An 18054-nucleotide genomic window follows, 5' to 3' on the forward strand; every position below is an offset into this window, starting at 1 on the left:
GCTGCGCGCACAAATGACCCTTGAAACCACCTCGCGCGCGGTGGCCGGCTTTTATTTTGGCTACGGCTATTACGGCTTTCGATACGCCGGCTGAGGCGTCGGGCTTCTAACAAACCCTGACTGTCTCGCTGGCGACCGCTTCTCCCCAAGCGGCCAGTACGCGCGTTCACGCCTGACCTTCTGTCGGCGGGACGCGACCTCCCCATCGAAATCCCATGCTGAAAGCCATCTCCCATGTCGCAATCCGCCATCCAGCAAGTCTGGCCCGCCGAATCCGTTGAACTGAGCGCCGAACAGAAGGCGCTGGCCGCCCTGCGCGCCGAAATCGACAGCCTGGACGATCAGATCCTCGAGCTGTTCGAGCGCCGCCTGTCCGTCGCCGCCCAGGTGGGCAAGGCCAAGGACGCGCCGACCGGCCCCCACACCAAGCTGCGCCCCGATCGCGAGCAGGCCGTTCAGGCCCGCATCCTGAAGCAGTGCGAACCCGAAAACCGCGAAGCCGTCGAACACCTGTGGCGCGAGATCGTCGGCTGGGGTCTGGCGCGCCAGGGTCGTCTGCAGGTCCAGGTCTGGGCCCCGATCGACCCGTCCAAGGCCGTGGACGGCGCCCGCCTTCGTTTCGGCGCCGCCGCCGACATCAAGCTGGTCCTCGATCCGCAGGCCGCCCTGGCCCATGCGGCCGAGGGCAAGGGCGTGGCTGTCCTGTCCATCAGCGGCGATGATCCCTGGTGGATCGGCCTGCGTCGCGAATGGTCGATGCTGAGCGTGTTCGACGGTTACGGCGGCGAGACGCCGACGTCGTTGGCTGTGGGCAAGATTGATCCGCCGGCCCTGCCCAAGGGCCGCCGCGTGGTGGTCACGGCGGGCGGCGATGCGGGCGACGGCTCGGGCGCGCGTCGCTGGGGCCTGAACACGCACCACGGCTGGACCCTGGCTCTGACGGACGCCGACGTGGCGCCGGGCGAGGTCGAGGGCGGCGTCGGTGCCATCGGCTGACGCGGCGCGTTAACTCCGTCTCAAAGCAGGGCGGGCGAGGGTGGCGTCATGGTCCAGCCCGTCCTGCATCGACTGCCGCTTGCCGTCGCCCTTTCGGCGGCCGCCCTGGCGCTGGCGAGTTGCGGCGTGAACGAGCGCGATCCGCACCGTTTCGAGGCTCTGGCGCAGTCTGTCGCCTCCATCCCGGTATCGGCTGAAGCGGAGGGTCAGGCGGCGTCGCCGGCGTCGTCCGCCACTCCGCGTCAGCGTGCAGCGCCGCTGAAGGTCGAGCTGATGACCCCGCACGAGCTGTGGGACGCGCGCGAAGGTCTGGTCGCCAAGGAAGGTCTGGGCAAGGTTCGTCGGACCTCTGCGGCTGCGCCTGCCGCAAGCGCCTATCCTGATTTCGAGGCCCCTGCGCCCGCCGTCCCGACGGAACGACCATCGACGCCGACAGCGCGCCATGTGCAGCTCGGCGCCTTTTCCAGCGAGGAGGGCGCCCGGGCGGCGTGGTCGCGCCTGAGCCGCAGCACGGGCGGGGCGGCCTTGTCGGGGCTTCAGCCTGCCTATGAGGCGGTCGAGGTCGGCGGGCGCCGTCTGGTCCGGCTGAAGGTCGCCGCTACGGCTGAACAGGCGCAGATTCTGTGCCGCGATCTGGCGGCGTCGGACCCCTGGTGTGCGCGCTCCGGCGGCGCTGCGGCCTGATCGTCCACAGGCTCAGCTTAAGGTTTCGTTGACGATTGGCTCTCGCGGCCCGATCCTGCGCGGCATGGGCGGGCTGCGGACAGAGATGAGTCGCGCCTGCTGATCACAGTGGGATTTCACATGGCGCAGCCTCAGGTCATCGTCATCGGCAATGAAAAGGGCGGGGCGGGCAAGTCCACCCTGGCCATTCACATCGCCACCGGCCTTCTTCATGCCGGTCGCAAGGTCGCCATCATCGACCTGGACCTGCGCCAGCGCTCGCTGGAGCGTTTCTTCGCCAACCGCGCCGCCTGGACCAAGGCCAACGGCCAGGTGCTGCCGCTGCCCATCGTTCCCGACATGGGCGACGGCAAGGTGCTGCATAAGGCGGATGAGGCCGAGCAGTTGTCGCGTTTCGAGGCGGCGTTCAGCTACGCCAAGTCGTCGGCGGATGTCATCCTGATCGATACGCCGGGCGGGGATACGCCGCTGTCGCGCGCCGCGCATGGGCGGGCTGATCAGATCGTCACGCCGATGAACGACAGCTTCGTAGACTTCGACCTGCTGGGCGAGGTGGACCCGGTGACGCTGGATCTGATCCGCCCCTCGATCTATTCGGAAAGCGTCTGGGAGGCGCGCAAGCACCGCGCCATCACCGAGGGCCGCCAGGTGACGATCGACTGGATCGTGGTCACCAACCGTCTGGCCGTGGCCGAGGCCCGCAACCGTCGCCGTCTGGCCTCGCGCATGGCCAAGCTGGCCAAACGGGTCGGGTTCCGCGTCGGGCCGGGCCTGCGCGACCGGGTCATCTATCGCGAACTCTTCCCCTTCGGCCTGACGGTGGCGGACCTGTCGAACGAGATCCGCCCGGTGTCGGTGTCGCTGGCCCACGTGGCCGCGCGTCAGGAGATGCGCAATCTGATGCAGGCTCTGGGTCTGGACGACGCCATCTCGGCGATGGACGCGGCGGCCTGATCGGTTCATGGGCCGATAGAGCTTCATGGGATTGATCTGGCTGGGTCTGGCCGCCGTGGCCCTATGGGCTCTGGTGCGGCTGGGCCGTCAGACCGAGCGCGCCCGGCGCGGCCACTGGCGCATCTCGGCGACCATATTGAGCGCGGCCCTGTTGGCCGGGGCGGTGCTGGCGGCGGCGCGCGGGGCGTGGCTGATCGGCGGCGGGATGGCGCTGGCCGGGGTCTGGCTGGCGGTGCAGTCGCGCGTCAGGCCCGTCGCGTCGAAGGCTCAGCCCTCAGAGCGGATGAGCGAAGCCGAGGCGCGGGCGATCCTGGGCGTCACGGCCGGGGCCGACGCGCAGACGGTGCAGGCCGCCTGGCGACGCCTGATGGCGCGCGCCCATCCCGATCAGGGCGGGACCGAAGGCCTGGCCGCCCGCGTTAATGCCGCGCGTGATCGCCTGCTGAAGGGGTAGGGGCCCGGCGGTCAGAAGCCGAGTTCGGCCTCGCCGCGCAGAATGGCCTCGGCCTGTAGGGTGTGCTTGGCCCCCGCGCGGTCGTGTACGATCAACGGCGGCAGAAGGCGCAGCGGCGCCTTGCCCGTCTTGATGGCCTGAACCAGCACCCGTTTGGCGGGCTGATCGACGTAAGGCTGGATCGGGCGAATGGCGAACGAACCGGCCTTGGGCGCCAGCAGCGCCAGGATGTCGGCCAGCCGGTCGGCGCGGTGAATGATGACGATGCGTCCGCCCTCGCGCACCGCCTTCAGCAAAAAGCCGGTCCAGGCGGACAGGCCGTCGTCGGCCATCCAGGCGCCGCGCTTGCCCTCGGCGGGGGCGCGCAGGGCGCCGGGATCGTCGAAAAAGGGCGGATTGCTGATCGCCCAGTCGAACGGCGGCAGGTCCAGGGCGCGGAAGGCGTGGGCCACGTCGCCGTCCAATATGGTCGTGCGCGAGGCGGCCTGATTTAGCTCGGCGTTCTGTCGGGCCAGGGCGGCGGCGGCGGCGTCGCGCTCCAGTCCGGTCAGCAGGGCCTCGGGCCGTCGCGCCGCGATCTGCATCAGCACCGCCCCGGCGCCGCAGCCGGCCTCGATCACCCGTTCGCCCGGTCGGGCGCCGACGGCGGCGGCCAGCAGAGCCGCGTCCAGACCGGCGCGATAGCCGCGCGCAGGCTGGCGCAGGCGTATGCGTCCGCCCAGCAGAGCGGATTCCGCAACATCGGCGGCGGTTGTAAGGGATGACTCGGCTTGACCCATCATGACGCCGCCACCATTGTGCGCCGCGTCGCGTCCGGGCAAGCGGATGCGTGTGAATTTCGGGCGAATCTCCCCCTTCGCCCCTGTGCTGAAAGAGATTTTCGTGGACGCAGCTCTCGCCGTCGCCTCCCGGCCCAAGGGCGATGTAGACGCCCTGGTTCGTCTGGCCAAGGACGACATGGCGGCGGTCGACGCCCTGATCATCGCGCGGATGCAGTCCGATGTGCCGGTGATCCCCCTGCTGGCCGAGCATCTGGTCTCGGCGGGCGGCAAGCGTCTGCGTCCCCTGCTGACGGTCGCTGCGGCGCGCGCGGCGGGCCAGACCGGCGACATCGAAGGCCCCAAGAAACTGGCCGCCTCGGTCGAATTCATCCACACCGCCACCCTGCTGCATGACGACATCGTCGACGGCTCGGAAATGCGCCGGGGCAAGGTCGCGGCGCACCTGATCTGGGGCGCGGCCTCTTCGGTGCTGGTGGGCGACTTCCTGTTCGCGCGCGCGTTCGAGCTGATGGTCGAGACGGATTCGCTGCGTGCGCTCGGCATTCTGGCGCGGGCCTCGGCCGTGATCGCCGAGGGCGAGGTGCTGCAACTGACGCGCGCCCACGACCTGAATCTCGATCTGGACACCTATCTGCAGATCATCCGCGCCAAGACGGCCGAGCTGTTCGCCGCCGCCGCCGAGTCAGGCGCGGTCGGAGCGGGCGCCACGGATGAACAGGTCGCGGCCCTGCGTGACTACGGCATGGGTCTGGGCATCGCCTTCCAACTGGCGGACGACGCCCTGGATTACGGCGGCGCGACCGAGACGCTGGGCAAGAACGCGGGCGACGACTTCAACGAGGGCAAGGCGACCCTGCCGCTGTTGCTGGCTGTTCAGCGGACCAAGGGAACCGAGGACCTGTTCTGGGACCGCGTCATCACCAAGGGCGACCGCAAGCCCGAGGATTTCGAGCGGGCGCGCCAGTTGATCGTCAGCAGCGGCGCCGTCGAAGCCACCCTGGATACGGCGACTGAATACGCCGACCGCGCCAAGGCCGCCTTGCAGGCGCTGCCCGCTGGGCCGTGGCGCTCGGCGCTGGAGTCCCTGGCCGACTTCGCTGTCAGCCGGGCGACCTGATGCTGGCGGCGCTTCTTGTCGCCGGGCAACTGGGCGCGCAACAGCCGCCAAGTTTTACATTGAGGCCAGAGCCGGGCGACGCCCTGAGCGCGCAGCTGTTTCGTCTGGAGTCGGGCGATCCGGGCGGTCAGGCGCGCGCTCTTCTGGGCGAGGACATGACGCGGGATGACGCGGCGCTGGCCGTGCGTTCCGTGCCGCCGCTGATCATGCTGTATCGCGAGGGCAGCCTGCCCGACGGCCCGATCGTGCTTTACGCAGGGCCCGAGGTTGAGGGCGAGCCGGACGCCGCCTGTCGCCTGTCACGCATTCCCGGCGGGGTGGTCGACAACTCGCGTCGCGCCATCGTCTGGTGCAGCGAGTTCATCCTGAAAACGGCGCCGACGTTGAACATTCCGCCGGCGCCGGTTCACTGAGAGCTTATTTCAGGCTGGCGCAGAAGCGCTGGATGCGGGTGCAGCCTTCTTCCAGCACCGCTTCCGACGTGGCGTAGCTGATGCGGAAATAGGGGCTGAGGCCGAAGGCCGCGCCCTGGACCACGGCCACGCCCTCGGCGTTCAGCAGCTCGGCGGTGAAGGTCTCGTCATTGTCGATGACCACGCCCGAAGGCGTCGTCTTGCCGATCAACTGCTCGATCGACGGATAGACGTAGAAGGCGCCTTCCGGCTTCGGACAACGAATGCCGTCGGCCTGATTCAGCATGGAGACGACCAGGTCGCGACGCTTCTCGAAGGCGGCGGCGCGCTCAGCCAGGAAGTCCTGCGGGCCGTTCAGGGCCTCGACAGCGGCCCACTGGCTGATGGAGGAGGGGTTGGAGGTCGTCTGGCTGGCTACCTTGCGCATCAGGTCGATCAGGGGCTTGGGGCCGCCCGCATAGCCGATGCGCCAGCCGGTCATGGCATAGGCCTTGGACACGCCGTTGCAGGTCAGGGTGCGGTCATACAGGTCCGGCGCGACCTGGGCGATGGTGACATAGTCGAAGTCGCCATAGACGAGGTGCTCATACATGTCGTCGGTCAGGATCCAGACCTGCGGATGCTTGCGCAGCACCTCGGCCAGGGCTTCCAGCTCGGCCCGGGTATAGGCGGCGCCGGTCGGGTTCGACGGGGAGTTGAGGATCAGCCACTTGGTCCTGGGCGTGATGGCCGCGTCCAGCACTTCGGGGCGCAGCTTGAAGCCGTCGGCTTCCTCGCCGACCACGGTGACGGGCTCGCCGCCGGCCAGCAGCACCATGTCCGGGTAGGACACCCAGTAGGGCGCGGGCACGATCACCTCGTCGCCCGGATTCAGGGTGGCGACGAAGGCATTGTAGATCACCGGCTTGCCGCCCGAGGCGACGTGGATCTGGTTGGTCTCGTAGGCCAGGTCGTTTTCGCGGGCGAACTTGGCGACGATCGCCGCCTTCAGCTCGGGCATGCCGTCGGCGTCGGTGTATTTCGTCTCGCCGCGCTTGATGGCTTCGATGGCCGCCGCCTTGACGTTGTCGGGCGTGTCGAAGTCCGGCTCGCCGGCGCCCAGGCCGATCACGTCGCGACCCTGACGTTTCAGCTCGCGCGCCTGGGCGGTCACGGCCAGGGTGGCCGAAGGCTTGACGCGGGCGAGGGAGGCGGACTGAAGGCTGGACATGGCTATCCTGTCTGGAGGATGTGAAGAGAGCCGGGGAGGCGAAGGCTTGATACGCAACCCCGCAGGGCCGCACAACGTTTGTGCGCGTCGCGGACGATCAAAAGGCGATTTGGGCGAAATCTATGCGGCGGGTCGTCGATTTTCTGCTGAATATGGAGGCCAGGCGGTGGCGCACCCTGGCTGTGACCCTGCTGCTGTTGGCGGGAATCATCGCCCTGTTCGCTCTGGGCAAGACACAACTGGCGCTGGGGGCTGAGGATCGACTGGAGCACTGGCTGGCGGGGTATCGCGCCGGGCCGTGGGGACTGGTGGCGGCGGTTGTTGTTTTCACCCTGTCGGCCTTCATCGGCGTGCCGCAGTTCCTGTTGATCGCCGCCTGCGTCGTGGCGTTCGGGCCGTGGTTCGGGTTTCTCTATAGCTGGATCGCCACCATCGCCTCGGCGGCCGTGACCTATTGGCTGGGGCGCGGACCGACCGCACGGACGCTGGAGCGATACGGCGGCGGGACGGTTGAGCGCATCCGCAGGTTCGTCGGCCGCAACGCCTTTTCGGCCAGCTTCATCATCCGCAATGTCCCCTCGGCGCCCTTCATCGTCGTGAACATGGCCTTCGGCGCCGTGCGCGCCTCATTCCCGGCCTATCTGGCGGGGTGCGCGCTGGGCGTCCTGCCCAAGACGGCGCTGGTCGCCTTCTTCGGCGGATCCTTCATGGCGGCGGTCAGCGGCGACGGCGTCTGGACCTCGGTGATCCTTGCGGCGGTCGCCGCCGTCTGGCTTGTATTGATGCTGGCGGTGCGCGAGTGGGTGAAGCGCCGTGAGGCTGCGCGCGGCCTGTCAGTCGATTGATCGGAGAACGACCATGCTGAAGCTCTATTACTCCCCCGGCGCCTGCGCCATCGCCTCGCACATCGGTCTGGAAGAGGCGGGCGCGGATTATGAGATCGAGAAGATCGACCTGCGCGCCGGTCAGCAGCGGACGCCGGAATATCTGGCGATCAATCCGGCGGGCGTGACCCCGGCGCTTCAGACCTCCGAGGGCGTGATCACCCAGAACGCGGCCATCCTGGCCTATGTGGCGCAGACGCATCCGCAGGCCGGACTGGCCGATCTGAAAGACCCGTTCGAGTTCGCGCGGATGCAGGCCGTCAACGGCTGGCTGGCCTCGTCGCTGCATCCGGCCATCGGCAAGACGCTGTTCTCACGACCGGCGCTGGAAGGCGAGGCGAAGGAGGAGGCCGTGAAGATTGCGCTGGAGAAGTACGATCTGGCCGAGAACCATGTGCTGACCGGCCCCTGGGTCATGGGCGAAGATTATTCGATGGCGGACGGCTATCTGATGGTCTTCACGCGCTGGGCGCGTCAGGCGGGGCTGCTGGACAAGACCCGGTTCGCCAGGCTGAACGACCATCTTGACCGGGTGCAGGCGCGCCCGGCCGTACAGCGCGTGCTTGAGGCCGAAGGCATTCCGGCGGTCTGATCCGCGTGCGGCCCAAGCGGGGCTGGAAAGCTTGACTGGCAAGGCTTTCAAGCCTTGCCGTGACAAGCCTGTGATCGAGAAGCCATAGGCGCTTGCAATCCCCGCGGCATGAGGGCAAACGGGCCTGTAGTCGGCTCGGCGAAGACGGTCAGGACGGCTTTGCGGTTACGCGAAGCGGGGGTAGGGCGTCGCCACAGCGGACGAATGAAATTCACGCCCTTGCAGGCCCGAACTAAAGCGGTAACCGACGCCCATGCTTTCACCCCTCTTCGGCATGATTTCCAATGACATCGCGATGGATCTGGGGACGGCCAACACCCTGATCTATATGCGCGGCAAGGGGATCGTCCTGAACGAGCCGTCGGTCGTCGCCCTGCGCAACGTCGGCGGCCGCAAGATCGTCCACGCTGTCGGCCTTGAGGCCAAGCAGATGCTGGGCCGGACGCCCGGCCACATGGAAGCCATCCGCCCGATGCGCGACGGCGTCATCGCCGACTTCGAAGTCGCCGAAGAGATGATCAAGCACTTCATCCGCAAGGTTCACAACCGCAAGGGTTTCGTGAATCCGAAGATGATCGTCTGCGTCCCCTCGGGCGCCACGGCGGTTGAGCGCCGCGCCATTCACGACAGCTGCCTGAACGCCTCGGCGCGCCGCGTCGGCCTGCTGCCCGAGCCGATGGCCGCCGCGATCGGCGCCGGTCTGCCGATCCATGAGCCGACCGGCTCGATGGTCGTCGACATCGGCGGCGGCACGACTGAGGTGGCCGTACTGTCGCTGTCGGGCGTGGTCTATTCGCGCTCGGTCCGCGTCGGCGGCGACATGATGGACGACGCCATCATCGCCTATATGCGCCGCAACCATAACTTGCTGATCGGCGAAACGACCGCCGAGCGCATCAAGAAGGACATCGGCACCGCCCGCGTCCCGGCCGACGGCGAAGGCCTGTCGATCGAGGTCAAGGGCCGCGACCTGATGCAGGGCGTGCCGCGTGAAGTGAAGATGAGCGAGCGCCAGGCGGCGGAAGCCCTGGCCGAGCCGGTGGCCCAGATCGTCGAAGCCGTGAAGGTCGCGCTGGAAGCCACGCCGCCGGAACTGGCCGCCGACATCGCCGACAAGGGCATCATGCTGACGGGCGGCGGCGCTCTGCTGCGCGGCCTGGACACCGAAATCCGCGACCACACGGGCCTGCCGGTTCAGGTGGCGGACGATCCGCTGTCGTGCGTCGCCATCGGCTGCGGCAAGGTGCTGGAGCACCCGTCGTGGATGAAGGGCGTGCTTGAGGCGTCGCTCTAACAGACTGACTGGCCGCCGGGGGCGCCGCAGACTGCTATAGGCCGCCCCCGACGGTTGTTTCACACGCGAAGGCGGGCCTCGGCCCGCTGATCCCTGAGCTCTAGCAGGAAGGGCTGGCCGTGGCGTTTCGCGACGGACCGTTCGAGAATCTGAAGGTGCCGCTGGCCTGGACGGCTGCGGTCATGGTTGTCGGCGGCATCGTCGCGGCGATCATGCTTCTGCTCGCCGATCGCCCGCCGCCGAGCGTGGATGATCTCCAGCCCGCACAGGCTGCGTTCGATACCGCCGCTGGAACGACGGGCGGGGTGTTGGCGGCTCCTGTGCGGTGGACGGGCGACGCCGTCGACTTCGTCAAAGGCTATTTCTTCGCCGTCTCCGAGAACCGTCGCCTGCGTCGTGAACTGGCGGAGATGAGCGCATGGCGCGACGACGCCCTGGCGCTCAAGAACCTCAACGCGCGCTATGAACAACTGCTGGGCCTGCAGACCGAACCGCCGATCGAGATGACGGCCGGGCGTGCGATTTCCGATGCGCGCGGCCCCTTCGCGCGTTCGCGCCTGCTGAACGTGGGCGCCGCCAAGGGCGTGCGCGTCGGTAATCCGGTCTTGAGCGAGCACGGCCTGGTCGGCCGCATCGCTGGCGCCGCCGGCGGTTACAGCCGCATGGTTCTTCTGACCGATGTGGCTTCGCGTATTCCTGTGATGGTCGAACGCACCGACGCGCGCGCCATGCTGACCGGAGACGGCAGCCGCAGCCCGCGTCTGGACTATGTGCGTGGACAGGGCTCGGTGCAGGACGGCGACCGCATCCTGACCTCGGGCGATGGCGGCGGATTCCCGCGCGGCCTGCCGGTCGGCGTCGTGGCCAAGGGGGTCGACGGCTCCTGGCGGGTCAAGCTGTACAGCGACCGCACGGCGATCGACTATGTGCGCGTCCTGCTGTTCCAGGATTTCGGCCAGTTGGCTGACCAGAACGCGCTGAACGCGCCGCCGCTGTCCAGCCTGAAGACGGCGCCGCCGCCGACCGCCGCCCAGGCCGCCGCCATTCAGGATGTGGCGACCCGCCGCGCCGTCGCCGTCAAGGCCGCCGCCGACCGTGTGCGCGCCGCCAACGCCGCCCCGCCGCCGGTTCCGACCGCCACGCCGCTCCCAGCCGCGACCCAGCCTGCCGCACCTGCGGCTGGAACGCCCGACGGGGGCCGCGAGTGAGACGGACGATCACCGTACGGATGGTCGGTCCGATGCAGTGGATCGGCTACCCGGCGCTGATCGCCGCAGCCGTGACCATTCTGTTCGCCATTCCGCTGCGCCTGTTCGGCCTGACCTTGCCTGAGCCGGTCTGGCCGATGGTGCTGGCCTTCGCCTGGCCGCTGATCCGGCCGTCGATGCTGGCGCCGGTCGTGCTGTTCGGTCTGGGGCTGTTTCTGGACTTCTTCTGGGGCGGCAAGGCGGGGATGTGGGCGCTTAACCTGCTGCTGATCTATGGAGCCATTCTGCTGGCTTCGAAATATCTGGCGGGGCAGGCGACCATCGTCCTGTTCGCCCTCTATGTCGCCTCGACGGGTCTGGCGTTTGCGGTGGCCTATTTTGTGACGCGCGGCAGCCTTGGGAATGCGCCCAATCTGCTGGCTATCATGGGGCAGATGATCCCGACGCTGTTGCTCTTCCCCCTGGCAAGTTGGCTGATCGAGCGTTTCGACGACGCGGACGTGCGATTCCGATGAGCAGCGAACCGCATATCTTCTTTTCCGATGTGAACGAACGGCAGGGCTCCTTCCTGCGGCGCACCATGTTGATGGGCGGGGCGACGGCGCTGGGCGGTCTGGCCCTGGTCGGGCGGCTGGCGCATCTGCAACTGTTCAAGTCCGAAGAGTTCGCCACCCTGGCGACCCGCAATCAGTTCAACTTCCGTCAGGTGCCGCCGCCGCGGGGCCTGATCAAGGACCGCAACGGCGTGGTCATCGCCGGCAACCGGCCCAGCTTCCGCGTGCTGGTCGTGCGCGACGAAACCAAGGACCTGGACCAGACGCTGGACCTGCTGGGCCAACTGCTGCCGGACACGCTGGAGCGGCGACGGACCATCATCCGCGAGGTCAACGCCGCGCCGCGCTTCTCGCCGGTTCCGGTCAAGAGCGACCTGACCTGGGAAGAGTTCTCCAAGGTCAACCTGCACGCGGCCGAACTGCCCGGCGTCATGGCTGACATGAACGAGGCCCGCTACTATCCGCACGGCGGCGCCTACGCCCATGTGGTCGGCTATGTGGCCAAGGTCTCGGATCGCGACGTGAAGGCGATCCGCGACAAGGGCGAGCAGCCGCCCGCCATTCTGTTCAACCCCGGTTTCCGCATCGGCCGTCAGGGCATTGAGCGCTCGCTGGACCTGGATCTGCGCGGCGTCGAAGGCGGCAAGCGGGTCGAGGTCAACGCGCGGGGCCGCGTCGTGGCCGAGGACATCGCGGGTTCGCGTCCGGCGGTGCAGGGGTCAGAGATCGTGCTGACGCTGGACAACGACGTCCAGCAGCGGGCGCTGGAGGTCTTCGGCGAAGAGGCCGGCAGCATGGTGGTCATGGATGTGCGCAACGGCGACATCCTGGCGATGGTGTCTTCGCCGTCGTTCGATCCAAACCTGTTCGTGTCGGGGGTGCCGTCCAGGATCTATCGCGCCCTGGCCGACTATGAGCGCCGCCCCCTGCTGGACAAGGCGTTGAGCGGGACCTTCGCGCCGGGCTCGACCTTCAAGCCGGTCGTGGGGCTGGCGGCGATGAAGCGGGGGCTGGACCCGTCGCGGCGCATCTTCTGCGGCGGCAGCTTCTATCTGGGGCGGCGCTTCGCCTGTCTGGGGCGGCATGGCGCGTTGGATCTGCGCGGGGCCATCAAGGCGTCGTGCAACGTCTACTTCATGACGCTGGCGGCAGAGATGGGGCCGGACGCCATCGCGGAGACGGCGCGGGATCTGGGCTTTGGGCAGACATTCGATATCGGCATCGGCGGCCAGAAGGCCGGGTTGGTGCCGGACCGCGAGTGGCGCCGCAAGAATCCGGTGCGCGGCGATACGAAATGGTATCCGGGCGAGAATCCCAGCTATGGCATCGGCCAGGGCGCGCTGACGGTGAACGCCCTGCAACTGGCCGTTTATACGGCGCGGATCGCCAATGGCCGCAAGGCGGTGACGCCGCGCCTGATCAAGTCGATCGGCGGGGTCGAGCAGGGCGGCAGCGCCTTCGCCGACCTGCCCTATACGCCCGAGATGATTCAGGTGCTGCGCGACGGCATGGAGGCGGTGACGGCCGCCGGGGGCACGGGCTTCCGCAACAGTCAGCTGGGCTTGGGCACGGTCAAGATGGCGGGCAAGACCGGCACGGCCCAGGCGCGCAACTATGGCTCCGGGTCGCGCAAGGGGGCGGGCCGTCCGTGGGACCAGAAGGACCACAACCTTTTCGTCGCCTATGCGCCGACCGACAATCCGCGCTACGCCGTCTCGGTTATCGTCCAGCATGGCGGTCTGGGCGGGGGGACGGCCGGGGCGCCGCGCGCGCGCGAAGCGATGAAGGTGGCCCTGCTCAAGGACCCCGAGATCCGGGCCCGCATCGAATCGGCCGGTTTCGAGGCTCAGGAGGACGCGGGCGTCCGCGAAGCTGAAGCCAGAGGCGAGCCCATCGACAACGGCGATGCCGACGCAGGCGCCGCCGTCGCCCCGCCGCCGTTGACGGAGCCCGGACAATGACCGCTTCCGCCCTGACCCGCCCCGGCGAACGCGATCGCCTGTCCACCAAGTTCGCAGAGCTGGACTGGCGCATCATCGGCCTGCTGTGCATTCTGGCCGGGATCGGCACGGCGATGCTCTATTCGATCGCGGGCGGCCACTGGCAGCCGTGGGCGGCCAAGCATCTGATCCGTTTCGGGGTCTTGCTGGCGGGCATGATCGCCCTGGCCATGGTCCACCCGAAGTGGTGGTTCCACGCGGCCTATCCCGTCTATGGCGTCCTGCTGTTCATGGTGATGCTGGTTGAGTTCACCCCGCTGGGGTACGTGGCGGGCGGCGCCAAGAACTGGCTGCACCTGGGCTTCATCCGCATCCAGCCGGCCGAGTTCGTCAAGATCGGCCTCGTGCTGGCCCTGGCGCGCTGGTATCATGGACATTCGGCTCAGGACGCGCGCTGGTCGTGGAAGCTGTTGTTTCCAGCCGGGATTATCGGCGTTCCCTTCATCCTGGTGGCTAAGCAGCCGGACCTCGGCTCGGCCATGATCATCGGCCTGACCGGGGGGGTGATGATGTTCATGGCGGGCTTGAGCTGGCGCGTGATCGGCGCAGGCGTCGCCGCCGCCGTGGCCGTCATCCCGCCTTTCGTGATGTTCGGCATGCACGATTATCAGCGTAACCGGGTTCTGACCTTCCTCAACCCGGAAGCCGACCCGTCGGGCACGGGCTACAACATCATCCAGTCCAAGATCGCCCTGGGTTCGGGCGGATTGATGGGCAAGGGCTATGGCCTGGGCAGTCAGAGCCAGCTGGAGTTCCTGCCGGAACGCCACACGGACTTTATCTTCTCGACGGTGTCGGAGGAGTTCGGCTTCATCGGCTCCTTCACCGTCATAGCCTGCTATGTGGCGCTGATCCTGATTTCGTTGCGGATCGCGGCGCTGTCGCACAGCCATTTCGGTCGTCTGAGCGCGGCGGGCATGACGGCCTTCGTGGCCCTGTTCATGCTCATCAACGGGGCGATGGTGATGGGGCTGGCGCCGGTTGTCGGCGTGCCCATGCCGATGCTGTCCTATGGCGGATCGTCGATGATGACGGTGATGGTCGGTTTCGGCCTGATCCTGTCGACGCGCGTGCACCGCTATGTCGAACTGCCGAAGGGACAGGGGCTGTTCTGACCGCTTGTGCGCGCTAGGTTTGCGGCATGACTGAAGAAACGCCCGAAATCCAAGCCGCCGCCGAAGCGCCCAAGGCCGACCCCGCCATGTTTTCGGACTGCGGCGATACGCCTTGTCCGCAGCCCGTGCTGGCGGACCCTCAGAACGAGGCGGCGGCTCTCGCCGAGGGCGTTCGGATGCGGGACAATCCGGCGGAATGGGCCTTTGTCCGCCTGTCCAAGCTGATCGAGGAATTCGAGGCCAATCTCGATAAGGACGAGGAGATCGGCGCGCGCGTCGTCGGCCTGCCGGGCGACGGCACGATGCAGATCGTGGACGTCGGCTTCTGGGGACCGGATCTGATTATGTTCTTCGGCCGTAACGCCGACGGCAAGCCGGTTCGTCTGATCCAGCACTACAGCCAGATCAATGTGGTGCTGAGCGCGGTGAAAAAACCGGAGGAGCGCGAGGCGCGCCGTATCGGCTTCCAACTCAACGAGATGGTTCAGAAGACCAGTCCGAAACCGGCGGACTGACTAGGTCGCGCGATACGGCCGCCCTTCGGGGTTAAAGGGCCGCCGCCCAGTCGGTGGCGCGGATCAGGCTGTCGATGATGCCCGGCTCGGTCGAGGCGTGGCCGGCGTCGCCGATGATGTCCAGCTTGGCCTCGGGCCAGGCGCGGTGCAGGGACCAGGCGCCCGAGATCGGCGTCACCACGTCAAAGCGCCCCTGCGCGATCCAGCAGGGGATGTGGCGGATGGTGTCAATATTTTCGAGGATCCAGTTCTCGCTATCCATGAAGCCGCCATTGGTGAAATACCAGTTCTCGATCCGGGCGAAGGCGACGGCGAACTCAGGATCGGCGAACTTGTCCGGTTTGCCCGACGGCCCCTGGATGCTGACGGTCTCGCCTTCCCAGGTGGCCCAGGCGACGGCGCAGCGGTTGCGTTCCTCGATGTCGTCGCCGGTCAGGCGCTTGTAATAGGCGGCCATCAGGTCGCCGCGCTCGGCCTGCGGGATCGGGGCCAGGAAGCGCTCCCAGGCGTCCGGGAAGATCATCGAGGCGCCGTCCTGATAGAACCAGTGCAACTCCTTCTTCGTCAGCAGGAAGATGCCGCGCAGCACCAGCGCCAGACAGCGATCCGGGTGTTTGATGGCGTAGGTCATCGACAGGGTCGAACCCCACGACCCGCCGAACACGACCCATTTGTCGATGCCCAGCTTCTCGCGCAGGCGCTCGATGTCGGCGACGAGGTCCCAGGTGGTGTTGTTTTCCAGCGAGGCGTTGGGCCGCGACAGGCCGCAGCCGCGCTGGTCGAACATGACGATGCGGTATTGGGCCGGGTCGAAATAGCGCCGCATCCCCGGATTGACCGCCCCGCCGGGGCCGCCGTGCAGGACGATGACGGGCACGCCATGCGGATTGCCGCTTTCCTCGTAATAGATCTCGTGGACGCTGTCGGTCGGCATCCAGCCTGAGGCGTAGGCTTCGATCTCGGGATAGAGGTCACGGCGGGGCGTTTCGTTCACGGCAAACATGCTGGGACCCTGTTCTGCTTGAGATTAGGCGTTGTTGGGCGCGGACTTGAGGGCGGCGGCGACGACCAGGCACCAGGCCGCGATCATCATGACCCCGCCGATCGGGGCGACGGCCCCCATCACAGGCAGGCTGAGCAGGCCGATCATGGCCAGGGCCAGACAGAAGATCAGCCCCCCGGCGGCAGCCAGCCATCCGGCGAGGCGCGCCAGTCGCCCGCCGCCGCTCCATAGCGCCAGCGCTACGGCTAAGGCCGCATGGACCATCTGATACTGGCCGCCCGTGGTCAGCAGGGTTTTGACAGCGGGCGCTGCGCCGTGGGCCGCGAAGGCGCCCAGCGCCACGGCCATGGCGCCGTTGAGCCCGGCGAAGACAAGAAGCTTGCGGTTGGACGTCATGGCTTATGTCTAGACCACAAATCGGGGGAAGTCTGCTATGGCGCGCCATGACGTCCGCCCCGCGCATGGCCCTGCAATACATCCTTCTGTTCGGCGCCAGCGGCGTGACTCTGCCGTTCGCGGGGCTGTGGTTCCGCGCTCAGGGGCTGAGCGGTGCGCAGATCGGCGCCCTCCTGGCGATCCCCATGCTGGCGCGGGCGCTGACCGGGCCGCTGATCGCTGTCTGGGCCGACGGTTTCAGGCGCCGACGCACGCCGATCGCCCTGCTGGGGCTGGCGATGGCGGTCGGCTATGGCGGGGCGGGGCTGGCGCAGGGCGTCGTCCCGTGGGCCGTCTTCTGGCTGATCGGGGCGACGGCCGCCGCCGCATTGATCCCGCTCAGCGACGTGTTGACCCTCAAGGTCGCGGCGCGAGAGGGCTTTCCCTTCTCCCTGCCGCGCGGGTGTGGTTCGGCGGCCTTTGTCGTCGCCAATGTCGTGATGGGCTGGCTGCTGACGCGGATGTCGGCGGACGTCGTGATCATCTGGGCGGTGGCGGCGTCCTTGCTGATCGCCGTGACGGCGTGGCGCATCCTGCCGGACGAGCGGGTAGGCGACGACGGGCCGCTGTCGGGGTTCGAGCGGTTTCGCGGATTGGGGCGTCTGGCGGCGGACCCGGTGTTCATGACCGCCATCTTCGCCGTGGGCGCGGTGCAGGCGGCGCACGCCTTCTACTACGGCTTCTCCGCCATCCTGTGGCGGGCGCAGGGCGTGGCCGAGAGCATGACGGGCCTGCTGTGGGCCTTTTCCGTCCTGGTCGAGATCGGCTTCATGTGGGTGATCGAGCCGTGGCGCCGCAGGCGGGGGATCGGGCCCTGGTTCATTCTGGCGCTGGGCGCGGGCGCGGCGGTGCTGCGCTGGACCGTCATGGCTTTTGCGCCGCCGCTGTGGCTGCTGTGGCCGTTGCAGACGCTGCACGCCCTGACGTTTGCAGCCACCTATCTGGCGGGCGTGCAGATCGTCGAGCGCCTGTGTCCGCCCGATAGCCATACGGCGGCGCAGACTTTGAGCTCGGCCCTTTCCGCCGGGGTGCTGATCGGCCTGGCGACCCTGGCCAGCGGGCCGCTGTACGATGCTTTTGGTTCGCGCGCCTATCTCAGCATGGCTGGACTGGCGCTGGTCGGCGGCGTGACGGGACTGCTGTTGGCGCGACGGTTGGGCGGCTCAGGCCGCGCTTGAGCGGGGCAGGGGCGTCAAATGACGCGCCATCGCCGAGGCGACGGCCTTGATGGCGGTGCGCATGGCCTCTTCGGTCGCGCCGTCGGGCGCGCGCAGCAGGCCGATGGAGGGTGAGTTCAGGCTGTCGGGCAGGTCGGCGAGGGCGCGGTATAGGATGTAGCTTCCCGCATCTTCCTCTGCGTCGGACGCGGCGATGGCCGGCAGGCCCGCAGCGGTCAGATCGCGCAGCATCTCGGCGATTGGGGCGGTGACGCGCGCAACGCCCGGGCCGGTCTCATCCAGTCGGCCGGCGCTGTCCAGACGCCGGTTTTCGGCCCGCATCTGAAGACGGAAGGGGCCGGGATGGCTGGTGCGGCCGATCAGCAGCAGGGCGGCGCAGTCCTGATCCTTCAGCGCGGCGATCAGGCGGTCGGCGAGAGCCGGGGAGTCGGTATCGCCCGGGATCGGCTGGGTGCGGGCGCCCGGCGGGCTCCAGGGCTCGCCGGACAGGTCTTCGACCAGATCCCAGGTCGGGTAATCCGGATTCCACACGCAGATGGCGAGGGCGGGGCGTCGATCAGGACGGGTGCGGGAATCCGTGTCCACCAAGGGGCGTGGCTCCTGTACGTCGGGATGGCGCTAGGCTCAGTGAACGTGCCGGTAAAATCGTCGTGAGGTCAAGCCTGA

At 67.9% G+C, this 18054-nt stretch carries 20 protein-coding genes; 15 read left to right on the forward strand and 5 right to left on the reverse strand.

From position 1 onward, the window contains the following. Positions 1 to 234: 234 nt before the first annotated feature. The 4 genes from D1604_RS01175 to D1604_RS01190 all read left to right on the forward strand — a co-directional run bounded on the left by D1604_RS01175 (position 235) and on the right by D1604_RS01190 (position 3088). On the forward strand, positions 235 to 996 hold the full coding sequence (locus D1604_RS01175; RefSeq protein WP_119411864.1) for a chorismate mutase: 762 nt from the start codon (positions 235 to 237) through the stop codon (positions 994 to 996). Positions 997 to 1044: 48 nt separating this feature from the next. Further along, entirely contained in the window at positions 1045 to 1680 is a 636-nt protein-coding gene (locus D1604_RS01180) for an SPOR domain-containing protein (RefSeq protein WP_119411865.1), read from the forward strand. Positions 1681 to 1800: 120 nt separating this feature from the next. Beyond that, a complete protein-coding gene (locus tag D1604_RS01185) occupies positions 1801 to 2634 on the forward strand; it encodes a division plane positioning ATPase MipZ (protein ID WP_119411866.1) in 834 nt (277 codons plus the stop codon). A gap of 25 nt (positions 2635 to 2659) precedes the next feature. Next, on the forward strand, positions 2660 to 3088 hold the full coding sequence (locus D1604_RS01190) for a molecular chaperone DnaJ (protein WP_119411867.1): 429 nt from the start codon (positions 2660 to 2662) through the stop codon (positions 3086 to 3088). Between the two features lie 11 nt (positions 3089 to 3099). On the opposite strand, the gene D1604_RS01195 is transcribed toward D1604_RS01190, so the two are convergent. After that, positions 3100 to 3870 carry a tRNA1(Val) (adenine(37)-N6)-methyltransferase gene (locus D1604_RS01195; RefSeq protein WP_024352953.1) on the reverse strand — a complete coding sequence of 257 codons (771 nt, stop codon included), beginning with the start codon at positions 3868 to 3870 and terminating at the stop codon, positions 3100 to 3102. 43 nt (positions 3871 to 3913) lie between these two features. On the opposite strand from D1604_RS01195, the gene D1604_RS01200 reads away from it, so the two are divergent. Together D1604_RS01200 and D1604_RS01205 are read left to right on the forward strand one after the other, a co-directional pair. Continuing rightward, positions 3914 to 4987, forward strand: a complete 1074-nt coding sequence (locus tag D1604_RS01200; protein ID WP_119412398.1) for a polyprenyl synthetase family protein — start codon at positions 3914 to 3916, stop codon at positions 4985 to 4987. Further along, positions 4987 to 5400 (forward strand): hypothetical protein, encoded by a 414-nt coding sequence (locus D1604_RS01205; RefSeq protein ID WP_024352951.1) that lies wholly within the window; start codon positions 4987 to 4989, stop codon positions 5398 to 5400. The genes D1604_RS01200 and D1604_RS01205 overlap by 1 nt, the downstream gene beginning before the upstream one ends. 4 nt (positions 5401 to 5404) lie before the next feature. On the opposite strand, the gene D1604_RS01210 is transcribed toward D1604_RS01205, so the two are convergent. After that, complete coding sequence (locus D1604_RS01210; RefSeq protein ID WP_119411868.1) at positions 5405 to 6610, reverse strand: pyridoxal phosphate-dependent aminotransferase; 1206 nt, start codon at positions 6608 to 6610, stop codon at positions 5405 to 5407. Positions 6611 to 6732: 122 nt separating this feature from the next. On the opposite strand from D1604_RS01210, the gene D1604_RS01215 reads away from it, so the two are divergent. From D1604_RS01215 to D1604_RS01250, 8 genes are all read left to right on the forward strand, one after another. Next, the gene (locus tag D1604_RS01215; RefSeq protein ID WP_024352949.1) at positions 6733 to 7455 is read left to right on the forward strand and encodes a TVP38/TMEM64 family protein; all 723 of its coding nucleotides are present in this window, start codon (positions 6733 to 6735) and stop codon (positions 7453 to 7455) included. A gap of 13 nt (positions 7456 to 7468) precedes the next feature. Beyond that, a complete protein-coding gene (locus D1604_RS01220; protein ID WP_119411869.1) occupies positions 7469 to 8086 on the forward strand; it encodes a glutathione S-transferase family protein in 618 nt (205 codons plus the stop codon). Between the two features lie 253 nt (positions 8087 to 8339). Beyond that, entirely contained in the window at positions 8340 to 9380 is a 1041-nt protein-coding gene (locus D1604_RS01225; RefSeq protein ID WP_003168146.1) for a rod shape-determining protein, read from the forward strand. Positions 9381 to 9499: 119 nt separating this feature from the next. Further along, entirely contained in the window at positions 9500 to 10588 is a 1089-nt protein-coding gene (mreC, locus tag D1604_RS01230) for a rod shape-determining protein MreC (RefSeq protein WP_119411870.1), read from the forward strand. Continuing rightward, complete coding sequence (locus D1604_RS01235; protein WP_233551796.1) at positions 10585 to 11103, forward strand: hypothetical protein; 519 nt, start codon at positions 10585 to 10587, stop codon at positions 11101 to 11103. Before mreC ends, D1604_RS01235 begins: the two co-directional genes overlap by 4 nt. Further along, positions 11100 to 13103, forward strand: coding sequence for a penicillin-binding protein 2 (gene mrdA / locus D1604_RS01240; protein WP_119411872.1), 2004 nt, complete (start codon positions 11100 to 11102; stop codon positions 13101 to 13103). Before D1604_RS01235 ends, mrdA begins: the two co-directional genes overlap by 4 nt. Continuing rightward, on the forward strand, positions 13100 to 14257 hold the full coding sequence (rodA, locus tag D1604_RS01245) for a rod shape-determining protein RodA (protein WP_119411873.1): 1158 nt from the start codon (positions 13100 to 13102) through the stop codon (positions 14255 to 14257). Before mrdA ends, rodA begins: the two co-directional genes overlap by 4 nt. Before the next feature lie 26 nt (positions 14258 to 14283). After that, the gene (locus D1604_RS01250; RefSeq protein WP_119411874.1) at positions 14284 to 14772 is read left to right on the forward strand and encodes a DUF6173 family protein; all 489 of its coding nucleotides are present in this window, start codon (positions 14284 to 14286) and stop codon (positions 14770 to 14772) included. 31 nt (positions 14773 to 14803) lie between these two features. Here the strand turns inward: D1604_RS01250 and pip are convergent, their stop codons facing one another. Both pip and D1604_RS01260 read right to left on the reverse strand, forming a co-directional pair. Continuing rightward, positions 14804 to 15775 (reverse strand): prolyl aminopeptidase, encoded by a 972-nt coding sequence (gene pip, locus D1604_RS01255; RefSeq protein ID WP_119411875.1) that lies wholly within the window; start codon positions 15773 to 15775, stop codon positions 14804 to 14806. A gap of 24 nt (positions 15776 to 15799) precedes the next feature. Further along, positions 15800 to 16171: a DUF423 domain-containing protein gene (locus tag D1604_RS01260; RefSeq protein ID WP_119411876.1), complete on the reverse strand. Its 372-nt coding sequence runs from the start codon at positions 16169 to 16171 to the stop codon at positions 15800 to 15802. A gap of 47 nt (positions 16172 to 16218) precedes the next feature. On the opposite strand from D1604_RS01260, the gene D1604_RS01265 reads away from it, so the two are divergent. Then, entirely contained in the window at positions 16219 to 17388 is a 1170-nt protein-coding gene (locus D1604_RS01265) for an MFS transporter (RefSeq protein ID WP_119411877.1), read from the forward strand. Here D1604_RS01265 and D1604_RS01270 read toward each other — a convergent pair. Continuing rightward, entirely contained in the window at positions 17374 to 17973 is a 600-nt protein-coding gene (locus D1604_RS01270) for a hypothetical protein (RefSeq protein ID WP_233551797.1), read from the reverse strand. The two genes, D1604_RS01265 and D1604_RS01270, sit on opposite strands and share 15 nt — an antisense overlap. Positions 17974 to 18054 lie beyond the last annotated feature (81 nt).

The sequence above is a fragment of the Brevundimonas sp. LPMIX5 genome, from assembly GCF_003576505.1.
In the GTDB taxonomy this organism is placed as follows: Bacteria; Pseudomonadota; Alphaproteobacteria; order Caulobacterales; family Caulobacteraceae; genus Brevundimonas; species Brevundimonas naejangsanensis.